This is a genomic window from Streptomyces sp. GL_140 (assembly GCF_057834465.1).
The window spans coordinates 3,338,938-3,358,293 of sequence record NZ_CM174404.1; the positions used below are offsets into that span (position 1 = coordinate 3,338,938).

At 70.8% G+C, this 19,356-nt stretch carries 17 protein-coding genes and 1 tRNA gene; 8 read left to right on the plus strand and 10 right to left on the minus strand.

What is annotated here, in order from left to right:
• Window positions 1–13 precede the first annotated feature (13 nt).
• Complete coding sequence (locus AC3IYJ_RS15495) at window positions 14–856, minus strand: MurR/RpiR family transcriptional regulator (protein WP_489401871.1); 843 nt, start codon at window positions 854–856, stop codon at window positions 14–16.
• A gap of 256 nt (window positions 857–1,112) precedes the next feature.
• On the opposite strand from AC3IYJ_RS15495, the gene AC3IYJ_RS15500 reads away from it, so the two are divergent.
• Entirely contained in the window at window positions 1,113–2,345 is a 1,233-nt protein-coding gene (locus AC3IYJ_RS15500; protein WP_489401872.1) for an MFS transporter, read from the plus strand.
• Window positions 2,346–2,426: 81 nt separating this feature from the next.
• Window positions 2,427–2,801 (plus strand): hypothetical protein, encoded by a 375-nt coding sequence (locus tag AC3IYJ_RS15505; RefSeq protein WP_489401873.1) that lies wholly within the window; start codon window positions 2,427–2,429, stop codon window positions 2,799–2,801.
• Between the two features lie 292 nt (window positions 2,802–3,093).
• Here AC3IYJ_RS15505 and AC3IYJ_RS15510 read toward each other — a convergent pair whose 3' ends face one another.
• Entirely contained in the window at window positions 3,094–4,476 is a 1,383-nt protein-coding gene (locus AC3IYJ_RS15510; protein WP_489402827.1) for a cystathionine beta-synthase, read from the minus strand.
• 131 nt (window positions 4,477–4,607) lie between these two features.
• On the opposite strand from AC3IYJ_RS15510, the gene AC3IYJ_RS15515 reads away from it, so the two are divergent.
• The 3 genes from AC3IYJ_RS15515 (at window position 4,608) to AC3IYJ_RS15525 (ending at window position 8,119) form a co-directional block, all read left to right on the plus strand.
• A complete protein-coding gene (locus tag AC3IYJ_RS15515) occupies window positions 4,608–5,693 on the plus strand; it encodes an SGNH/GDSL hydrolase family protein (protein ID WP_489401874.1) in 1,086 nt (361 codons plus the stop codon).
• Between the two features lie 67 nt (window positions 5,694–5,760).
• Complete coding sequence (locus tag AC3IYJ_RS15520) at window positions 5,761–6,981, plus strand: acetyl-CoA C-acetyltransferase (protein ID WP_489401875.1); 1,221 nt, start codon at window positions 5,761–5,763, stop codon at window positions 6,979–6,981.
• Between the two features lie 304 nt (window positions 6,982–7,285).
• On the plus strand, window positions 7,286–8,119 hold the full coding sequence (locus tag AC3IYJ_RS15525) for a hypothetical protein (RefSeq protein ID WP_489401876.1): 834 nt from the start codon (window positions 7,286–7,288) through the stop codon (window positions 8,117–8,119).
• On the opposite strand, the gene AC3IYJ_RS15530 is transcribed toward AC3IYJ_RS15525, so the two are convergent.
• Window positions 8,103–8,480 (minus strand): hypothetical protein, encoded by a 378-nt coding sequence (locus AC3IYJ_RS15530; RefSeq protein ID WP_489401877.1) that lies wholly within the window; start codon window positions 8,478–8,480, stop codon window positions 8,103–8,105. The genes AC3IYJ_RS15525 and AC3IYJ_RS15530 overlap by 17 nt on opposite strands.
• A gap of 101 nt (window positions 8,481–8,581) precedes the next feature.
• On the opposite strand from AC3IYJ_RS15530, the gene AC3IYJ_RS15535 reads away from it, so the two are divergent.
• Window positions 8,582–8,812: a DUF4287 domain-containing protein gene (locus AC3IYJ_RS15535; RefSeq protein ID WP_384650905.1), complete on the plus strand. Its 231-nt coding sequence runs from the start codon at window positions 8,582–8,584 to the stop codon at window positions 8,810–8,812.
• Window positions 8,813–8,934: 122 nt separating this feature from the next.
• Here the strand turns inward: AC3IYJ_RS15535 and AC3IYJ_RS15540 are convergent, their stop codons facing one another.
• Window positions 8,935–9,786 carry a Bax inhibitor-1/YccA family protein gene (locus AC3IYJ_RS15540; protein WP_489401878.1) on the minus strand — a complete coding sequence of 284 codons (852 nt, stop codon included), beginning with the start codon at window positions 9,784–9,786 and terminating at the stop codon, window positions 8,935–8,937.
• A gap of 285 nt (window positions 9,787–10,071) precedes the next feature.
• Window positions 10,072–10,153 (minus strand) — tRNA-Leu (locus AC3IYJ_RS15545).
• 457 nt (window positions 10,154–10,610) lie between these two features.
• Between AC3IYJ_RS15545 and AC3IYJ_RS15550 the strand changes: the two genes are divergently transcribed.
• Both AC3IYJ_RS15550 and AC3IYJ_RS15555 read left to right on the plus strand, forming a co-directional pair.
• Window positions 10,611–11,375, plus strand: a complete 765-nt coding sequence (locus AC3IYJ_RS15550) for an ABC transporter ATP-binding protein (RefSeq protein WP_489402828.1) — start codon at window positions 10,611–10,613, stop codon at window positions 11,373–11,375.
• A gap of 61 nt (window positions 11,376–11,436) precedes the next feature.
• Window positions 11,437–13,989 carry an ABC transporter permease gene (locus tag AC3IYJ_RS15555; RefSeq protein WP_489401879.1) on the plus strand — a complete coding sequence of 851 codons (2,553 nt, stop codon included), beginning with the start codon at window positions 11,437–11,439 and terminating at the stop codon, window positions 13,987–13,989.
• A gap of 60 nt (window positions 13,990–14,049) precedes the next feature.
• Here AC3IYJ_RS15555 and AC3IYJ_RS15560 read toward each other — a convergent pair whose 3' ends face one another.
• The 5 genes from AC3IYJ_RS15560 to AC3IYJ_RS15580 form a co-directional block, all read right to left on the minus strand.
• A complete protein-coding gene (locus tag AC3IYJ_RS15560) occupies window positions 14,050–15,387 on the minus strand; it encodes a class I SAM-dependent methyltransferase (protein WP_489401880.1) in 1,338 nt (445 codons plus the stop codon).
• Between the two features lie 147 nt (window positions 15,388–15,534).
• Window positions 15,535–16,914: an NAD(P)/FAD-dependent oxidoreductase gene (locus tag AC3IYJ_RS15565; protein WP_489401881.1), complete on the minus strand. Its 1,380-nt coding sequence runs from the start codon at window positions 16,912–16,914 to the stop codon at window positions 15,535–15,537.
• Window positions 16,915–17,316: 402 nt separating this feature from the next.
• Window positions 17,317–18,261: a Ppx/GppA phosphatase family protein gene (locus AC3IYJ_RS15570; protein WP_489401882.1), complete on the minus strand. Its 945-nt coding sequence runs from the start codon at window positions 18,259–18,261 to the stop codon at window positions 17,317–17,319.
• Window positions 18,258–18,797 (minus strand): DUF501 domain-containing protein, encoded by a 540-nt coding sequence (locus AC3IYJ_RS15575; RefSeq protein WP_489401883.1) that lies wholly within the window; start codon window positions 18,795–18,797, stop codon window positions 18,258–18,260. The genes AC3IYJ_RS15570 and AC3IYJ_RS15575 overlap by 4 nt, the downstream gene beginning before the upstream one ends.
• A 40-nt stretch (window positions 18,798–18,837) precedes the next feature.
• Entirely contained in the window at window positions 18,838–19,326 is a 489-nt protein-coding gene (locus AC3IYJ_RS15580) for an FtsB family cell division protein (RefSeq protein WP_489401884.1), read from the minus strand.
• Window positions 19,327–19,356 lie beyond the last annotated feature (30 nt).

The window sequence follows — 19,356 nt, forward strand, 5'->3', positions numbered from 1 at the left end:
ACGGCCCGCCGGGCTACTCCACGAACAGGCCCCGCGCCGCGGCCCTCGCGTCGAAGGCCTCCAGCCGCGCCTGTGCGTCGGGCAGCGCGTCGGCCATCGCCTCCAGCAGCACCCGCCCCAGCAGCATCGGCGCGCACGCGGTGTCGAAGGCCAGCCCGGTCCCCACCGGCGCCGGGATCAGCAGGTCCGAATGCCCGGCCACCGGAGCGAAGGCCGAATCGGCCACCGTCACCACCGTCAGCCCGGCCGCCCGCCCGTGCTCCAGGGCCTCCGCGACCTCCTTGGGGTGGCGGGGCAGCGCGAAGCACAGGAGGGCCGAGGCGCCGGCGGCGCGGGCCGCGTCGATCCGGTCGGCGAGCATCGAGCCGCCCTCGTCGAGCAGCCGCACGTCCGGATGGACCTTCGCGGCGAAGTACGCGAACCCGCGCGCCTGCGAGGACGCCGCCCGCAGCCCCAGTACGGGCAGCGGGCTCGACGCGGCCAGCAGCCGCCCCGCCTCCTGGACCGGCGCCGGGTCGGCGAGCATCGCCGACAGCTGCCGCAGGTTCTCGATCTCGCCCTGGACCGCCTGCTGGTACTCGTTGTACGTGTCCTCGGGCCCGCCCCCGGCCCGCCCCGCGGGGGCCACCTCCCGCAGGTGCCTGCGCAGCGCGGGGTAGCCGTCGAAGCCGAGGGCCACCGCGAACCGGGTCACCGACGGCTGACTCACGCCGGCCAGCTCGGCGAGCTCCACGCTCGACAGGAACGGCACCTCCGCGGCCCCGCGCACCATGCAGTGCGCGATGCGCCGCTGGGTCGGCGTCAGCCGGTGCCCCTCGAACAGCTTCTGCAGCCGCGCTGCAGGGCTCTCACTCATCCCGTTCCCCTCCGTCCCGTACGTCCCCGGCGAGATATTCAGTCACGGAGCACTCTGCATGCGGTTATGCAGGACGGCAACCCGCGCCCGCGATCCGAGACCACCGGGGCGGGCGCCCGGACAGCCCCCGGGGCCGGGATCAAATCGTTTGACCGGCCGCCGCGCGAAGCCGTAGTCCTGAGAGGCCGGCGGGGGCGGCGCACAAGAGGTCCCATTCGGTCAACAGCCCATCAATCCAACCGAATTGGCTGCCCCCATGCTCTCGTCCGTCTCCGCTCCACCCACCCCCCGCGGCCACTTGTGGACCAGGAACTTCGGCCTCTACTTCACCGCCCGCATCGTGTCCATGGCGGGCGACACGATGATGCCCGTCGCCATGGCGGTCGCGATGCTCTCGCTCGGCTACGGAGTCAGCGGCCTCGGGTACGTGCTCGGCGCGTGGATGGGGGCCTTCGCGCTCTTCGTCGTCTTCGGCGGGGTGTTCGCGGACCGGTTCCACCCCAAGCCGCTGATGATCGGCGCGGACGCGGCCCGCTTCCTGATCCAGGGCTCGTTCGCCGGGTACCTCTGGCTCGGCCACCCCACCCTGTGGTTCGTCATCGGCGGCTCGGCGCTCGGCGGGATCGCGACCGCGATGTTCCAGCCGGGGGTCAACGGCCTGGTCCCCCAGGTCGCCGCCGATCCGCAGAAGGCCAACGGGGTCCTGCGGGTCAGCGAGGGGATGTCCACGATGGCCGGGCCGGCGCTCGCCGGAATCCTCGTCTCGGTCACCTCGACTGCCTGGGTGTTCGCGGTCGACGCGGCCACCTTCGCGGTCAGCGGGCTGTGCCTGCTGGCGCTGCGGCTGCCGCCCTACGAGGTGGACCGGTCGGCTTCCACGCTCGCGAACCTGCGCACCGGCTGGGTGGAGTTCCGCTCCCGGTCCTGGCTGTGGACGGTCATCCTGATCTGGTGGGTGCTCGGAGTGTTCGTATGGGGCCCGCTCACCCCGCTCGGCGCGGCCTCCGTCATCGCCGAGCACGGCAAGGCGGCCTTCGGGTACGCGGAGGGCGCGTTCGGGGCCGGCTGCATGCTCGGCGGGCTCGTCGCGATCCGCGTCCGGCCGGCCCGGCCGCTGTTCGGCGGCGGGATCGCGATGTGCCTCTTCCCGATGATGCCCCTGGCCGCGGCGCTGGTGCCCGCCCTGCCGGTGCTCATGCTCATGTACGCGGTGAGCGGCGTCGGCTGGGCGTTCTGGGGGGTCCAGTGGGCCACCACCGTGCAGACGCAGATACCCGAGGACCGGCTCAACCGGGTGACGGCCTACGAGATCGCCGGCTCGATCCTCGCCATCCCCCTCGGCCAGGTCCTCGCGGGGCCCGCGGCGCAGCTCTTCGGCCTCCACCGCTTCCTGCTGGCCGGTTCGGTGATCGGCCTCGGCTGCGCGCTCGCGCTGCTCGTGGTGCGCCCGGTGCGCGCCCTGCGGCGGGCGCAGGGCCCGGTCGGCTGACCGCCCGGTGCCCGGTCGGCCGATCCGAATACGGGGGCTAGCCCCAGTGCCCCCGAGGGCGCGGGTTCCTACCGTGGGCGCATGGAGTCCCAGGAGCTGAAGAAGGAACTCGCCGCCACCTTGGAGGCCCGACGTGAGCTCGGGCCCGAGTACGAGGCCGCGCTGGTGGATTCGTTCGTGGAGAAGGTCGACACCCAGGTCCGGCGGCGGCTGGCGGAAGACCGCCTGGCCGCTGCCCGTGGTCCCCGGCACCCGGCGCAGTCGCAGGCGGGCGGCTTCGGGGAACGCTTCGGGTTCGCGATCGTCACCCTGGTGCTGGCGATCCCGCTCTCGGCGATCGGCGCGGTCCAGGCCCACCTGCCCGGCCTGATCGTGACCTGGCTCGGCATCGTGGGAGTCAACTTCGTCCACGCCTCGAAGCCCCTGGGGCGGCGCGGGCCGGACCCGCAGGACTGAGTTTGTCGCGGGGACCGCCGCACCCCGGTCGCCCGGGGGCGGGACGACGGCGGTCCCCGCGAAGGACACGGCCGGGTCAGGGCCGTCCGCGTCCGTGGCGTCCACGCGGTCCGGGAGCCGCTCCGGAAGTGCGCCAACGCCGTTCGTGGCACCGGCCGGGTCCCGGTTCCCCGGGCTTCCCTGCCGACAACCACCACTGTGCCCCAGCCGTGTTAAGCCGGTGCTGCCGCTACGTGTCGGGCCCGTACCGTTTGTGCGTCCGCCAAGGCACGGGCCCCCGTACCGCTTCGCGCTACTTCGCGGACTTCGCGAGGAAGGCCAGCAGGTCCTGACGGCTCACCACACCCGTCGGCTTGCCCTCGACCAGCACGATCGCCGCGTCGGCCTCGCCGAGGACCGCCATCAGTTCGGAGACCGGCTCGCCGGAGCCGACCTGCGGGAGCGGCGGGGACATGTGCTTCTCCAGCGGGTCGCCGAGGGAGGCGCGCTGGGCGAACAGCGCCGCCAGCAACTCCTTCTCGACCACCGAGCCGATGACCTCGGCCGCCATCACGTCGGGGTGACCGGCGCCCGGCTTGACGATCGGCATCTGCGAGACGCCGTACTCGCGCAGCACCTCGATGGCCTCGCCGACGGTCTCCTCGGGGTGCATGTGGACGAGGGACGGGATGCCGCCCGCCTTGTCCGCGAGGACGTCACGGATGCGGGCCGACGGGCCCGCGTCCTCCAGGAAGCCGTGCCCGGCCATCCACTCGTCGTTGAAGATCTTGCTGATGTATCCGCGACCGCTGTCCGGGAGCAGGACGACGACCACGTCGTCCGGGCCCAGGCTCTCGGCCGCCCGCAGCGCGGCGACGACCGCCATGCCGCAGGAACCGCCGACGAGGAGGCCCTCCTCCTTCGCCAGGCGACGGGTCATCTGGAAGGAGTCCTTGTCGGACACCGCGATGATCTCGTCCGTCACGTTGCGGTCGTAGGCGGTCGGCCAGAAGTCCTCGCCGACACCCTCGACGAGGTACGGGCGGCCCGAGCCGCCGGAGTAGACCGAGCCCTCGGGGTCGGCGCCGATGACCTTGACCTTGCCGCCGGACACCTCCTTGAGGTAGCCGCCGGTGCCCGAGATCGTGCCGCCCGTGCCGACGCCGGCCACGAAGTGGGTGATCTTCCCGTCCGTCTGCTCCCACAGCTCGGGACCGGTGGTCTCGTAGTGGGAACGCGGGTTGTTCGGGTTGCTGTACTGGTCGGGCTTCCAGGCGCCGGGCTCGCGCGCGAGACGGTCGGACACGTTGTAGTACGAGTCCGGGTGCTCGGGGTCGACGGCGGTCGGGCAGACCACGACCTCGGCGCCGTACGCGCGCATCACGTTGATCTTGTCGGTCGAGACCTTGTCAGGACAGACGAAGATGCACTTGTAGCCCTTCTGCTGGGCCACGATGGCGAGTCCTACACCCGTGTTGCCGCTCGTCGGCTCCACGATGGTCCCGCCGGGCTTGAGTGCTCCGCTCTTCTCGGCGGCTTCGATCATCCTGACGGCGATCCGGTCCTTCACGGATCCGCCGGGATTGAAGTACTCGACCTTGGCAAGGACTGTGGCCTGCAGGCCTTCTGTCACACGGTTGAGCTTCACCAGCGGGGTGTTGCCGACGAGGCTGATCATCGAGTCGTGGAATTGCACCATGTTCTCCAAGGAGGGGACTCCACGGGTTCTCCGGGAGGCTCGGCCAGAGTATGCGGAAAGGGATTGGCCGACCTCGCGTACGGGGCAGGAAGGTCAACAGGACCGGGTGCCGAGGAGGTGGCCTGAGGGTGTCAAGGGCGAGGACGGCCCGCCGGATCGCGGCGGGCGCGGCGTACGGCGGCGGCGGGCTCGGGCTCGTCGGGGTTGCCGCCGTGGGTCTGGTCGTGGCGGAAATGCAGTTCGCGAAGCGGACGGTCGGCACCGGACTGCCCGATCCGCCGCGCGCGGACGGACTGTACGGGGGCGAGTTCGGCGGCCCCGAGCTGAGTCCGGGCCCGCTGCTGCTCGGCATCCTGGGCGACTCCACGGCCGCCGGCCTGGGCGTGCGGCGGGCGAGACAGACTCCGGGCGCCCTGCTGGCCTCGGGACTGGCGGCGGTGGCCGAGCGGCCCGTGGAGCTGCGCAACGTGGCGCTGTCCGGTGCCATGTCCGACGACCTCGACCGGCAGGTGGGGCTGCTGCTGGACGGCGACGGGCCGGACCCCGACGTGTGCGTGATCATCATCGGCGCCAACGACGTGACCCGGCGGATGCCGCCGACCCAGTCGGTGCGGCTCCTGACCTCGGCCGTCCGCCGGCTGCGGCTCGCGGGCTCCGAGGTCGTGGTCGGCACCTGTCCGGACCTCGGCACCATCGAGCCGGTCTACCAGCCGCTGCGGTGGCTGGCCCGCCGGGTCTCGCGCCAGCTGGCCGCCGCCCAGACGATCGGCGTCCTCGCGCTGGGCGCCCGTACCGTCTCGATCGGCGACCTGATGGGGGCGGAGTTCGCCGCGAACCCGCGCGAGATGTTCGGACCGGACTCCTACCACCCGTCGGCGGAGGGGTACGCGACCGCCGCGATGGCCGTGCTGCCCACCCTGTGCGCGGCGCTGGGCGTCTGGCCCGAGTCGGACCGCCTGGACGTGTCGCGCAACGAGGACATGCTCCCGGTGGCCAAGGCCGCCTCGGCCGCCGCGGGACAGGCCGGTACGGAAGTGACGGGCGCTCGCGGGCCCTGGGCCCTGCTCAAGCACCGCCGCAGGCGTCAGGTGCCGGGCGAGGACCTCACGGAGCCGAGCGGGCGGCCGACGGGGCACGGGGAGCAGACTGGAGGGACGGGCGAGGTGGCCGGGGGCACGGCCAGAGCGACCGGAGTCACATCGCAAGGGCAGTGACCTCGACGGTACGGGGCGGTAACTTCGCATGCGGTCCCGGTACGACACCACCTCCCTTGGAGCCCCGATGCCCGAAGCAGTCATCGTTTCCACCGCCCGGTCGCCGATCGGCCGTGCCTTCAAGGGATCCCTCAAGGACGTCCGGCCCGACGACCTGACCGCCACGGTCATCCAGGCCGCCCTGGCCAAGATCCCCGAGCTGGACCCGCGTCTGATCGAGGACCTGATGCTGGGCTGCGGCCTGCCCGGCGGCGAGCAGGGCAACAACCTCGCCCGCATCGTGGCCGTGCAGATGGGCATGGACTTCCTGCCCGGCACCACGATCACCCGCTACTGCTCCTCCTCCCTCCAGACCTCCCGCATGGCGCTGCACGCCATCAAGGCGGGCGAGGGCGACGTCTTCATCTCGGCCGGCGTCGAGACGGTCTCGCGGTTCACCAAGGGCAACTCCGACTCCTGGCCCGACACCCACAACCCGCTCTTCGCCGACGCGGAGGCCCGTACGGCCGCCGTCGCCGGGACCGAGGGCTCTTCCTGGCGCGACCCGCGCGAGGACGGCCTGGTACCCGACGCCTACATCTCGATGGGCCAGACCGCCGAGAACCTGGCCCGCCTCAAGGGCGTGACCCGGCGCGACATGGACGAGTTCGGCGTCCGCTCGCAGAACCTGGCCGAGGAAGCCATCAAGAACGGCTTCTGGGCCCGCGAGATCACCCCGATCACCACCCCGGACGGCACGGTCGTCTCCACGGACGACGGCCCGCGCGCCGGGGTCACGCTCGAGGGCGTCGAGGGCCTCAAGCCCGTCTTCCGCCCCGACGGCCTGGTCACCGCCGGCAACTGCTGCCCGCTCAACGACGGCGCGGCCGCGCTGGTCATCATGAGCGACACCAAGGCCCGCGAGCTGGGCCTGACCCCGCTGGCCCGGATCGTCTCCACCGGCGTCACCGGCCTCTCCCCCGAGATCATGGGCCTGGGCCCGGTCGAGGCCTCCAGGCAGGCGCTGAAGCGTGCGGGCCTGACCGTCGGCGACATCGACCTGTTCGAGATCAACGAGGCCTTCGCGGCCCAGGTCATCCCGTCCTACCGGGATCTGGAGATCCCCCTCGACAAGGTGAACGTCAACGGCGGGGCCATCGCCGTGGGTCACCCCTTCGGGATGACCGGCGCGCGCATCACCGGCACGCTGATCAACAGCCTGCAGTTCCACGACAAGCAGTTCGGCCTGGAAACGATGTGCGTCGGCGGCGGCCAGGGCATGGCGATGGTCATCGAGCGCCTGAGCTGACCGGCAACGACGGGGATCAAGGTCCGATGCCAGGCGCCGTACGGGATCCGCTTGATCCCATACGCCGTACTGACACCGAATCTAATCCTGTCGCGGCCATTCTGTGACCAAATGTCCCCCAGGATGTGACCTTACTCCTGGGGGATCATTGTTTCCGCAGGTCAGAGCTGGTTCCCGTAGGTACACCGGGACGAAAGACCTGTCCAATTCATGACGTAATGCACTGCCAGCCATTCCCAGGTCAGGACAAGCTGATGTAGGAAGTCGGGGGATCGAATCAATCAGGAGTTAGTCAGTGAGCGCCATGTCTCTTGCCCTACTGCTGACCACGGCCGCTGCCACGGCCGTCGGCGCTGCTGCGCTGCACGCCGTCCACGGCCTGCGCAAGCAGGTCACGGCCCTGCGCGGTGAGCTGGTCGTCTCGGCCCACCCCCGCAGTGCCACCGTCCCGCACGCCCGCAGCGCCGTGGAGTCCCCCGCAGCCGAGATACGAGCCGCCGTCGCCGAGGCCCTTGCCGAGGAGCGCGAGCGCGAGCTCGCCGAGGCACGCGCCTTCTGGGCCGCCCAGGAGGCCCGTGACGCGGCCGACGCACCCTCCCTGCTGGGCGGGCTGAGCGGCCTCGGCGACGACAGCCCCGTGTTCCTGCCCCGGCAGGTGGACATGGTCGGTCTGGAGCCGCTCCTCGGCGAGGACCTCGTAGGGGGCACCTCCCAGTCGGAGACTGGGGGAGAGTACCCGGAGGATTCGCCCGAGCTGGCCGCAGCCCGCCGACGCCACCCCTCGCACCCCGACTTCGTGCCGGTCCAGGCCTCGTACCCCGGCGCCGACCACGAGCGCACCGTCAGCCGCCTGGAGGAGCTCGCGCAGGCCCGTACGGCCCTCGCGGACGTCCGCCCCGGCCCGCTGGGCACCCTGGACGTGTACGTCTTCACCGACGGCACCACGCTCTGCATGACCCCCGGACACCGGGAGACCGCGGAGCGCCTGGCCGACGCCCTGCGCTCGGGCAGCGCTCCGGTCCTGCTGGGCGGTTCGGGCATCTCCGGCGCCTACGCCCTGACCTTCTCCTGCGGTGACTCCGAGGACCCGGACAGCAACGTCTACATCCTCGCGGACCGCGTCATCGCATCGCTCTGACTTCCGCCTGCTCCACCAGTCGCACGGCCTCGTCCAGCATCCCGGACGGGGCCTTCGCGCCGTCCGGGCCCGACACCGCTCCCACGGCGCGCAGCGCCTCGGCGAGGTCCAGTCCGGCCACGGCCACCTGGTCGCCCACGACGAACATCCCGGCGTCCGGCATCAGACGCGCCGGAGCCGCCCCCACGGCCTCCCCGCCGCCCGCGGCGGCGTGCTCCAGCCGTTGGGCCCGTACGGAGAGCTCCCGGGCCAGTTCCAGGGCCGCCTCGGCGGCTCCCTGCCGCAGCCGGCTCTGCGGTGCGGCCCGGAGCCGGTCGGCGAAGCGCTCCACGGCGGCGGTCAGGGGTGAGGTATCGAGCACCCGGCCGACCTTACGCGCCGCCCCGGCACCATTGCCAACGGGCGAACTCTCCGGCACGGTGGCGTGAAGAGAGCAGCACGGCGATACCTCCGGAGGCGCCCATGTCCGTAGAGTTCTCCGAGCAGACACACCGCAACATGATCGACAGAATTCCCGAGACCACCGGTCGTGAACTCTCCGACTGGCTCCGTACCGTGGACGAGGGCCCCTCCCTCATCCGGTTCGAGGAGAAGGTCAGCTGGCTGCGCGGCGCGCACGAACTCTCGTACGGCCAGGCCAAGGCGATCATCCACGAGTACGACCTGCGCAGGGCCGCCCGCAGATTCGGCTGAGCGAGCCCCTGCCCCTGTCCCGGTCTCCGACCCCCTTTGTCTCCTACCCCTGACCCCCGACATGCGGGAAGGCCCCGCGAGCGTGTGCTCGCGGGGCCTTCCTCAGCTCAACGGGTACGGGGTCAGTCGCCCTTGAGGATGGAGATCAGGCGCAGCATCTCCATGTAGATCCACACCAGGGTCATGGTGAGGCCGAAGGCCGCCAGCCAGGACTCCTCGCGCGGGGCGCCGTAGGTCACGCCGTCCTCGACCTGCTTGAAGTCCAGGGCGAGGAAGCAGGCACCGAGGATGATGCCGATGACACCGAAGAGGATGCCGAGGCCACCGCTGCGGAAGCCGAGGCCGTCGCCGCCACCGAAGATCGAGAACAGCAGGTTGACGGCCATCAGGAGCATGAAGCCCATGGCGGCGGCCATCACGAAGCCGACGAAGCGCCGGTTCACGTTGATCCAGCGCATCTTGTAGGCGATCAGCACGCCGGCGAAGACGCACATCGTGCCCATCACGGCCTGGATGACCGTGCCCGGGCCGAGGTAGGTGCTGGTGGCCGAGCTGATGACGCCGAGGAAGACACCCTCGAACGCCGCGTAGGCCAGGATCAGCGCCGGGACGGGCTTGGCCTTGAACGACTGGACCATCGCGAAGACGAAGGCGATGAGGGCGGCGCCGATGGCGATGCCGTACGAGGTCTTCAGGTTGGCCTGGTCGACGGGCAGCGCGATCCAGGAGATGACCGCCGTCAGGATGACCGTGCCGAGCGTCATGGCCGTACGGCTCACGACGTCGTCGATGGTCATCGCGTTTCCGCGGACCGGCGCCTGCGGCATACCCGTGGACGGGTCGGTCGCGTAGGGGTTGGTCGCGTACGGGTTGGTCGTGGTCCCGGCCTGGGGCTGCTGCGTGCCGAAGCCCGCATAAGCACCGTTGTCGCGGCTGAACCCCCGTCGCGAGAAGACCGGGTTGCTGCTCCTCATCTCACTCCTCCGTGGCCACCGTGCGCGGCCTTGGTCTCAAGAGTAATGCGGTAGCAAAGGAATCGCCCTACTGCTCTAGGAGGATTTTCCGGGACGCCCTCGTCACGGGCCCGGGAAACGCACGGGTGAGCGCGCGGTGAGCGGAACACGAGGCGGATCCGGAAACGGGGTCCGGTCCGGGCCACGGTCGGACCCGGCGAGAGCCTGCGGGGCCAGGAAACAGAACGGCGGGGGCCATCGGGCGCCCCCGCCGTCCGCATGTCCGCACCCCGCGGTACGTCCTCGTGCCCGAAGCCGGACTTGAACCGGCACGACCCGAAGGTCAGCGAGGTTTAAGCTCGCCGTGTCTGCATTCCACCATCCGGGCAGGGCGTAGCGGCCCCCCTGGGAACAGCCCTGAAACCCTGCCGGCGAGTCTATCCGGAGCACTTGGGCCCCCACCTGGGAGTTCGGACGATGTTGTCTGATTTTATTGGTGATTGATGGGGCGTCAGCGCACAGAACGCACGGTCGACACCCTCTCCGCGTCGATCATGCCCGCCGTGGGATTGACGGGATTTCGTCGGCCCGCGCCACCCCGTGCGCCACCCCCCCTCGCCCGCGGCCGCCACCGGACCCCTCCCCCCTACTCCGGGCAGTCGGCCGTCATACCAGAGGAGGAGACCGGCCCCCGCGCGGTCAGACTCCAGTGGGCCGTAGAACGGGCATCACGGCTGATCCGGAACGCAATGGCCGCCACGACGATGGAAGGGTCCCGCAGAACCGCGGACCGTGAGCCCGGTCCGCAGGCCCAGTTCCCGTCAGGAGTCGCCCCCGTGACCACCATGAACTACGCCCCGCACACCTCCCAGGCCGTCGCCGCGCGCGCCACCGGCCTCTCCAAGGTGTACGGCCAGGGCGAGACCCAGGTGGTCGCCCTGGACAACGTCTCGGTCGACTTCGCCCAAGGACAGTTCACCGCGATCATGGGCCCATCGGGCTCCGGCAAGTCCACGCTGATGCACTGCGTGGCCGGCCTGGACACCTTCTCCGCAGGGTCCGTGCGGATCGGCGAGACCGAGCTGTCCACCCTCAAGGACAAGCAGCTCACGCAGCTGCGCCGGGACAAGATCGGCTTCATCTTCCAGGCCTTCAACCTGCTGCCGACGCTGACCGCCCTGGAGAACATCACGCTCCCCATGGACATCGCGGGCCGCAAGCCCGACCGGCAGTGGCTGGACTCGGTGATCAGCATGATCGGCCTCTCCGAGCGCCTGAGCCACCGGCCCACCCAGCTCTCCGGCGGCCAGCAGCAGCGCGTGGCGGTGGCCCGCGCCCTGGCCTCGCGCCCGGAGATCATCTTCGGTGACGAGCCGACCGGAAACCTCGACTCCCGCTCGGGCGCAGAGGTCCTCGGCTTCCTGCGCAACTCCGTACGCGAACTCGGCCAGACCGTCGTGATGGTCACCCACGACCCGGCCGCCGCCTCCTACGCGGACCGCGTCATCTTCCTGGCCGACGGCCGCATCGTCGACGAGATGCTGCACCCGACCGCCGACGGCGTGCTCGACCGCATGAAGGCCTTCGACGCCAAGGGCCGCACCAGCTGAGGGACGTCTCCCCCTCGCAGACGTCCGTCCCGCTGACCCCTTACCCCTGGACTCCTCCACCATGTTCCGTACCGCCCTGCGCAACGTGCTCGCGCACAAGGCCCGACTGCTGATGACGGTGCTCGCCGTCGTCCTCGGCGTCTCCTTCGTCTCCGGCACCCTCGTCTTCACCGACACCGTCGGCAAGGCGATGTCGGACCAGTCCGCCAAGAGCTTCGCCGGCGTGGCCGTCTCGGTCACCCCCTACGGCGCCCCCCGCAACGACGAGGGCGACAAGGAGGGCGAGCCGGGCATCAGCCAGCAGACCCTCGACAAGGTCAAGGCCCTGGGCGGGGTCGACATCGCCTCCGGCCGCGTGCACGGCTTCGCCGCCGTGGGCGACCAGGACGGCAAGCTGATCGGCAACGGCTGGTCCAACACCGGCGCCAACTTCGTCCCGCTCAAGGACGGCAAGGACCCCCGCTACACCTTCACCGAGGGCAACGGCCCGGCCAAGGCCGGCGAGATCGCCCTCGACAAGGAGACGGCCAAGCGCGGCAAGTACCAGGTCGGCGACAAGGTCCGGGTGGCCGACAACCGCCCGGCCAAGGAGTACACCCTCACCGGCGTCTTCACCACCGAGGACGGCGCGGTCAACGCGGGCGGCTCGCTCGTCCTGTTCGACACCCCGACCGCCCAGCAGCTCTACCTGGAGCCCGGCTTCTACAGCGAGCTGTCGGTCAGCGCCAAGGCCGGCACCAGTGCCGACCAGCTGCTCGCCGATATCAAGCCGCTCGTCGGCAAGGACGCCAAGGCCCAGACCGGCGCGGTGCTCGCGGCCGAGCAGGCCAAGAACATCGAGCGCGGCATGAGCAACATGAACCAGATGCTCATGGTCTTCGCGCTGATCTCGCTCTTCGTCGGCGTGTTCCTGATCTACAACACCTTCACCATGCTGGTCGCCCAGCGCACGAAGGAACTGGCCCTGCTGCGCGCCATCGGTGCCAACCGCGGTCAGGTCCAGAACTCGGTCCTGGCCGAGGCCCTGGTCGTCGGCGTGATCTCCTCCGCCATCGGCCTGGTGGCCGGCATCGGTCTGGCCGTCGGCATGCGCTCCGCGATCGGCGCCTTCGGCGCCAAGATCCCGGCCGGTCCGCTCGTCGTCGCCCCCACCACCATCCTCGCCGCGATCGCCATCGGCGTCTTCGTCACGGTGATCGCCGCCCTGGTCCCGGCCATCCGCACCTCCCGGATCGCCCCGGTCGCCGCCATGGGCAGCGCCCACCTCCCGGCCACCGCGAAGTCCCTGGTGCTGCGCAACAGCATCGGCGGCGGGAGCACCCTGCTCGGCCTGCTCGGCATCCTGGGCGGCGCCCTGGCCGGCGAGAACGGCAAGGTGCTGATCGGTGCCGGCGCCTTCTTCACGATGATCGGCATCATCATCCTGCTGCCGGCCCTCTCGCGCCCGGTCATCGCGGCCGTCCGCCCGATGCTGACGAAGGTGTTCGGCGTGGCCGGCAAGCTGGCCGCGCAGAACGCGGTCCGCAACCCGCGCCGCACCGCCGTCACCGCCGCTTCGCTGGCCATCGGCCTGAGCCTGGTCACCGCTCTGTCGGTGCTCGGCATCACGATGGGCAAGTCCGTCGACCGCGGGACCACGGACAACCTCAAGGCCGACTACAAGATCGCCATGGGCGAGAGCTTCGGCGGCCTGGACCCCTCCGTGCTCCCGGCCCTGGAGAAGACCCCGGGCGTCAAGGCGGCCTCCCCGCAGCAGCTCGGCGACATCCGGATCGGTGACGGCAGGGACTACCTCACCGTCTCCGGCGTCAACCCGGCCACCATCGGCGAACTCCTCAACGTCGACGTGCTCAGCGGGCAGCTCAGCAGCCTTGCCAAGGGCGAACTGCTGGTCTCCGAGAAGACCGCGAAAAAGCAGGGCCTTTCCGTCGGCTCCACCCTGAAGGCCACCTTCACGGACAACAAGAAGGCGGACCTGAAGGTCGGCGCGATCTACAAGGACATGGAGGGCATGCTCTTCCCCTACGTGATCGACTACAAGGTCCTCTCCCAGCACAGCGAGAAGCCGGACCTGCGCGAGGTCTACGTCAAGATGGACGCCGGCGCCTCCGCCAAGGCCCAGCAGACCCTCGTCGACGCCCTCGGCAAGAACCCGGCGATCACCTTCGCCACCCAGCAGGACATCCGCAACGACATGGGCGGCATGATCAACACCGCCCTGAACATCATGTACGGCCTGCTCGCCATGGCGCTGATCATCTCGGTGCTCGGCGTGGTCAACACCCTGGCGATGTCCGTCTACGAGCGGACCCAGGAGATCGGCATGCTGCGGGCGATCGGCCTGGACCGGGGCCGGGTCAAGAACATGATCCGCCTGGAGGCCATCGTGATCTCGCTCTTCGGTGCGGTGATCGGCGTGGCCCTCGGCACCTTCATCGCCTGGGCCGTCGGCGAGGCCATCAAGACCTCGATCCCGCACTACGCCCTGGTCATCCCCTTCGACCGGATCGCGATCTTCATGCTGCTGGCCGGCATCGTCGGTGCCCTGGCGGCCATGTGGCCCGCCCGCAGCGCGGCCCGGCTGAACATGCTGACCGCCATCAAGACCGAGTAGCACAGGGCACGAACGAAGGGCCCCGCGGCCGCCGAGAGGCGGCCGCGGGGCCCTTCGTCGTCACGGGCCCGGCTGCGCCGGCCACTCGCGGGCGCGCAGCGGCATCCCGGAGTCCGCCCGGCCCGGCCCCTCGGTGCGCACGGCGAGCACCTGGTTGACCCCGAGCCGGTTGTGCTCGAAGCCGAGGGCCGAAGCGGCCATGTAGAGCTTCCAGACCCGGGCCCGGCCCGGCGAGGTGAGCCGGACCGCCTCCTCCCAGTGCTCCTCCAGCCGTGTCACCCAGGCCCGCAGGGTGAGCGCGTAGTGCTCGCGCAGCGCCTCCACGTCGCGGACCTCGAAGCCGGCCCGCTCCAGTTCGCCGACGGTGGTGCCGAGCGGGGAGAGCTCCCCGTCGGGGAAAACGTAGGCGTCTATGAACTCGTTGATCCGGTAGGCCTCTTCGTCCTGCTCCGGGCGGCGGGCGATCTGGTGGTTCAGCAGCCGTCCGCCGGGCCGCAGCAGCCCGTACAGGGTGCGGGCGTAGGCCCGGTAGCGGTCGGAACCCACGTGCTCGGCCATGCCGATGGAGGAAATGGCCTCGTACGGGCCGTCCTTGACGTCGCGGTAGTCCTGGACCCGGATGTCGATCAGGTCCGCCAGCCCCTCCTCGGCGACCCGCTTGCGGGCGAACGCGGCCTGCTCGCGCGAGAGCGTGATCCCGGTGACCCTGGCCCCGTACTCGCGGGCCGCGTGCAGGGCCATCGAGCCCCAGCCGCAGCCGACGTCCAGGAGCCGGTCCCCCGGCTTGAGGGCGAGCTTGCGGCAGACCAGGTCGAGCTTGTCGCGCTGGGCCTCCTCCAGGGTGCCGCCGGGGCTCCAGTAGGCGCAGGAGTACACCATCGAGGGGCCCAGGACGTGGGCGTAGAACTCGTTGCCCACGTCGTAGTGGTGGCTGATGGCCGCACGGTCGCGGACCTTGGTGTGGCGCGGCCCGCCGCGCCGGAGCGCCTCCTCGGGCGGCGGGGCGGGTGCCCGCCACGGCCGCGCGAGACCCACGAGGTCCCGTACGGCGGCGCGCGCCGCGGGATCGCGCAGCAGCGCGAGCCTCCCGGCGGAGGCCTCGGGCCGCGGTTCCTCGCCCGGGGGGCGGCTGCGCTCCCACAGCAGCGGCGCCACCCGGTCCAGGAGGGCGAACAGATCGCCCTCCACCGTCATGTCCCCGGACACCCAGGCCCGGGCCAGCCCCAGTTCGCCCGGCTTCCACAGCAGGCGGCGCAGGGCGCGGCGACGGTGGAAGACGAGTACGGGGCCGGCGGGCGACCCCGCTTCACTGCCGTCCCAGGCCCTGACGCGCACGGGCAGGGGGGCGCCGAGCAGGGTCTCGGCCACAGCGGCCAGCCGCGGCGCGGCGTCGGTCATGGCACACACCTCCGAAAACGGTCCGACCCAAGGCTCTACCCCACCTCGGGTCCGGACAATCCGCCGGACACGCCGAAGGGGCCGCCCGCACCACGGATGGCGGGCGGCCCCTTCGGGGTCACGCTGGGGGAGTTCGGCCGAACCCGGTCAGGAGGCCTTGGCCTTCTCGGCCGGGGCAGCGGCGGCGGCCGGAGCCGGCTTGGCGGCCTCGTAGAACTCCTCGCGGGGGGTCTCCAGGGCACCGAGGGAGACGACTTCGCGCTTGAGGAACATGCCGAGGGTCCAGTCGGCGAAGACGCGGATCTTGCGGTTCCAGGTCGGCATGGCCATGCCGTGGTAGCCACGGTGCATGTACCAGGCGAGCCGGCCCTTGAGCTTGATCTTCATCTTGCCCATGACGATCATCGCGACGCCCTTGTGGAGGCCGAGGCCCGCCACCGCACCCTTGTTGGAGTGCGAGTACTCGGCCTGCGGGAAGCCCCGCATGCCCGAGATGACGTTGTCGCCGAGGACCTTGGCCTGGCGCAGCGCGTGCTGGGCGTTCGGCGGGCACCAGGCGTTCTCCACGCCGGCCTTGCGGGCGGCGAGGTCCGGCACCTGGGCGTTGTCGCCGGCGGTCCAGATGTAGTCCGTGCCCTTGACCTGGAGGGTCGGCTCGGCGTCCACGTGACCGCGCGGGCCCAGCGGCAGGCCGTAGCGGGCCAGCACCGGGTTGGGCTTGACGCCCGCGGTCCACACCAGGGTGTTGGAGTCGACCTCGAGGCCGTTCTTCAGCACCACGTGGCCGTCCACGCAGGAGTCCATGGAGGTGTTGAGGTAGATCTCGATGCCGCGGGACTCGAGGTGCTCCTTGCCCCAGGTGCCGAGCTTGGGCCCGACCTCGGGAAGGATCTTGTCGGCCGCGTCGACCAGGATGAAGCGCATGTCCTCGCGCTTGATGCTGGTGTAGTACTTCGCGGCGTCGCGGGCCATGTCCTCGACCTCGCCTATGGTCTCCGCGCCGGCGAAGCCGCCGCCGACGAAGACGAAGGTGAGGGCCTTGCGGCGGACGTCCTCGTCCGTCGTGGACTCGGCCTTGTCCAGCTGCTCAAGGACGTGGTTGCGCAGGCCGATGCCCTCTTCGACGCCCTTCATGCCGATGCCCTGTTCGGCGAGGCCGGGGATCGGGAAGGTGCGGGAGATGGCGCCGAGCGCGATCACCAGGTAGTCGAAAGGCAGCTCGTACGCCTCGCCGACGAGCGGCGTGACGACGGCGACCTTGCGGTCCTGGTCGATGCTGGTGACCCGGCCGGTGAGAACCTCAGCCTTGGGAAGCACGCGTCGCAACGGGACGACTACGTGCCGAGGCGAGATGCTGCCTGCGGCCACTTCGGGGAGGAAGGGCTGGTAGGTCATGTACGAGCGCGGGTCGACGACCGTGACGGTCGCCTCGCCGTAGCGCATCTTCTTCATGATGCGCTTGGCTGCGTACAGGCCTACGTACCCACCTCCTACAACGAGGATCCTGGGACGCTCCGTGGTGCTCATGGAACGAGTATCCAGCACCCCAAGGGGTGACGCTCGTGAGCCCCTTCACAAGGGCCTGGAGACCCTCTGCTACACTCCGCCGCCCACGTGACCGAGGTCATGGCGTGCGGCGGGAACCAGGGCGTAACGGGAGTCGTTGAACACCAGGCCTGAACTGGCCTCCAGCCCCTTAAGCGGAGTAGACCACCGGGTTCGTCGATACCTACCGACGGACCCCCGCGGCGGCCGCCATTCACACGAACGCTCACAAAAAGAAGGCCCGGAGGGCCCCCGGGTCACCCAAAAGGCGCCTCAAGAGCCCTCGCGGGCATCTTTTCCTTGTGAAGAACTTCACGAAGTTCATGTGGACGACGGGACCAAAGGCCTCCGCAAGGCCCCCGAAAGGGCCCTCGGGCACTCCCGTCAGCCGACCGACCAGGCGATGCCGTCGAGGATGTCGTGCTCCGAGACCACGACCTCCGTGGCGCCGATCCGCTCCATGACGGCCAGGAGGACCAGGGCGCCCGCCCCGATCACGTCCACGCGGCCCGGGTGCATCACCGGGATCGCAGCGCGCTCGGCGTGCGTCAGGCTCAGCATCCGCTCGCTGACCTCGCGGACCGTCCCGTAGGAGATCCGCGCGTGGTGGATCGCCGCGGAGTCGTACTCCGACAGTCCCAGCGCGATCGCGGCGACCGTGGTCACCGAACCGGCCAGGCCGACCAGGGTGCGCGCCTCGGCCAGCGGAACGCTCTGGGCGGCCAGGTCCAGCGCCGCCTCGATGTCGGACCGTATGGCGGCGACCTGCGCCTCGGACGGCGGGTCGGTGACCGTGCCGTCGGCGGCCACCAGGTGGCGCTCGGTCATCCGCACGCAGCCGACGTCCACGGACCGGGCGGCCCGGACGTGCTCCTCGCCGACCACGAACTCGGTGGAGCCGCCGCCGATGTCCACCACCAGGAAGGGCTTCTCCAGGTGGTCGGTGCCCTTCAGCTCCTTCGTGGCGCCGGTGAAGGAGAACTCGGCCTCCTGGTCACCGGAGATCACCTCGGGCTCCACGCCCAGGATGTCCAGCACGCCCCGCACGAACTCGTCCCGGTTCTCGGCGTCCCGGGAGGCCGAGGTGGCCACGAAGCGCACGCGCTCGGCACCGAGCTCCTTGATGACCGCCGCGTACTCGCGGCAGGCAGCGAAGGTGCGCTCCAGCGCCTCAGGGGCCAGCCGGCCCGTCTTGTCCACGCCCTGGCCGAGGCGGACGACGGTCATCCGGCGGTCCAGTTCGGTGAACTCCCCGGTCGCGGGGTCCAGGTCGGCGACGAGGAGGCGGATGGAGTTCGTACCGCAGTCGACGGCCGCGACGCGCCTCACGCCTGCGGCTCCGACTTCTCGGCGCACGGGGTGACGCAGGCACCCTTGGCCCACCACTCGGGCAGCATCGCCAGGGCCTCGTCGCCGAACGGGTTCACGCCCGGACCCGCGGCCAGCGAGTGGCCGACCAGGACGTGCAGGCACTTCACCCGGTCCGGCATGCCGCCGGCGCTCGGGAAGCCCTCGAGCACCTCGATGGCGTCGCGGCGGGTGATGTAGTCCTCGTGGGCGGCCCGGTAGGCGGCGGCCAGCTCCGGGTCCTCGGCCAGCCTGGCCTGCATCTGCTTCATCACGCCGTTGGCTTCCAGCGTGCCGATCGCACCGGCGGCGCGCGGGCAGGTCAAGTAGTACAGCGTCGGGAAGGGCGTGCCGTCGGGGAGCCGGGGGGCGGTCTCCACCACGTCCGGCTGCCCGCAGGGGCAGCGGTGCGCGATGGCGCGCAGCCCGCGCGGCGGGCGGCCGAGCTGCTGCTGGAACGCCTCGATGTCGGCGGCGGTCGGCTCGGTCCGGTCGGTCTGGGGCGGGGGGGTCTGCATGCCTGGAGGAAGTCTTTTCGTAATCGTGGATGGGTGGGACTCAGTCGCCCGGGCGGTCGGCCTTGTCGACGCCGTCCCAGACGTTGGAGTACCAGGGCCGGTCGGTGGCGGCCTGTCCGCTGCGGCGGTGCTCGGCCGCCTCGGCCGCGGGGTCGTTCATGATGTAGCTGATCTCGCCCGGCCGGACGAAGTGCAGGTGCTTGCGCGCCTGCTGTTCCGCGTACGCGTTGTCCTGCCAGCGGGCCTTCTCGTCGCGCAGCCTCTCCAGCCGGTCCCGCGCGGAGACGGCGGCCTTCTGCTGCTCCGCGATCTCCGAGCGCTGGGACACGTACTGGCGCATCGGATACGCGAGGGCGACGACCAGGGTACAGAGGACCAGGACGAGCAGGGCGGCCCGGCCGGTGAGCCGGCTGCGGCGGACCTGGCGGCGGGACTGCGAGCGGTAGACGTGCGCCGCGGTCCGCTCGCCCAGCTGCTTGAGCCTGGTCGCGGTCGAGAACGTGGCGAACCGGTCCCGGTTCTCGGCCATTGATCCGCCTCCCCTATATACGCACTACGC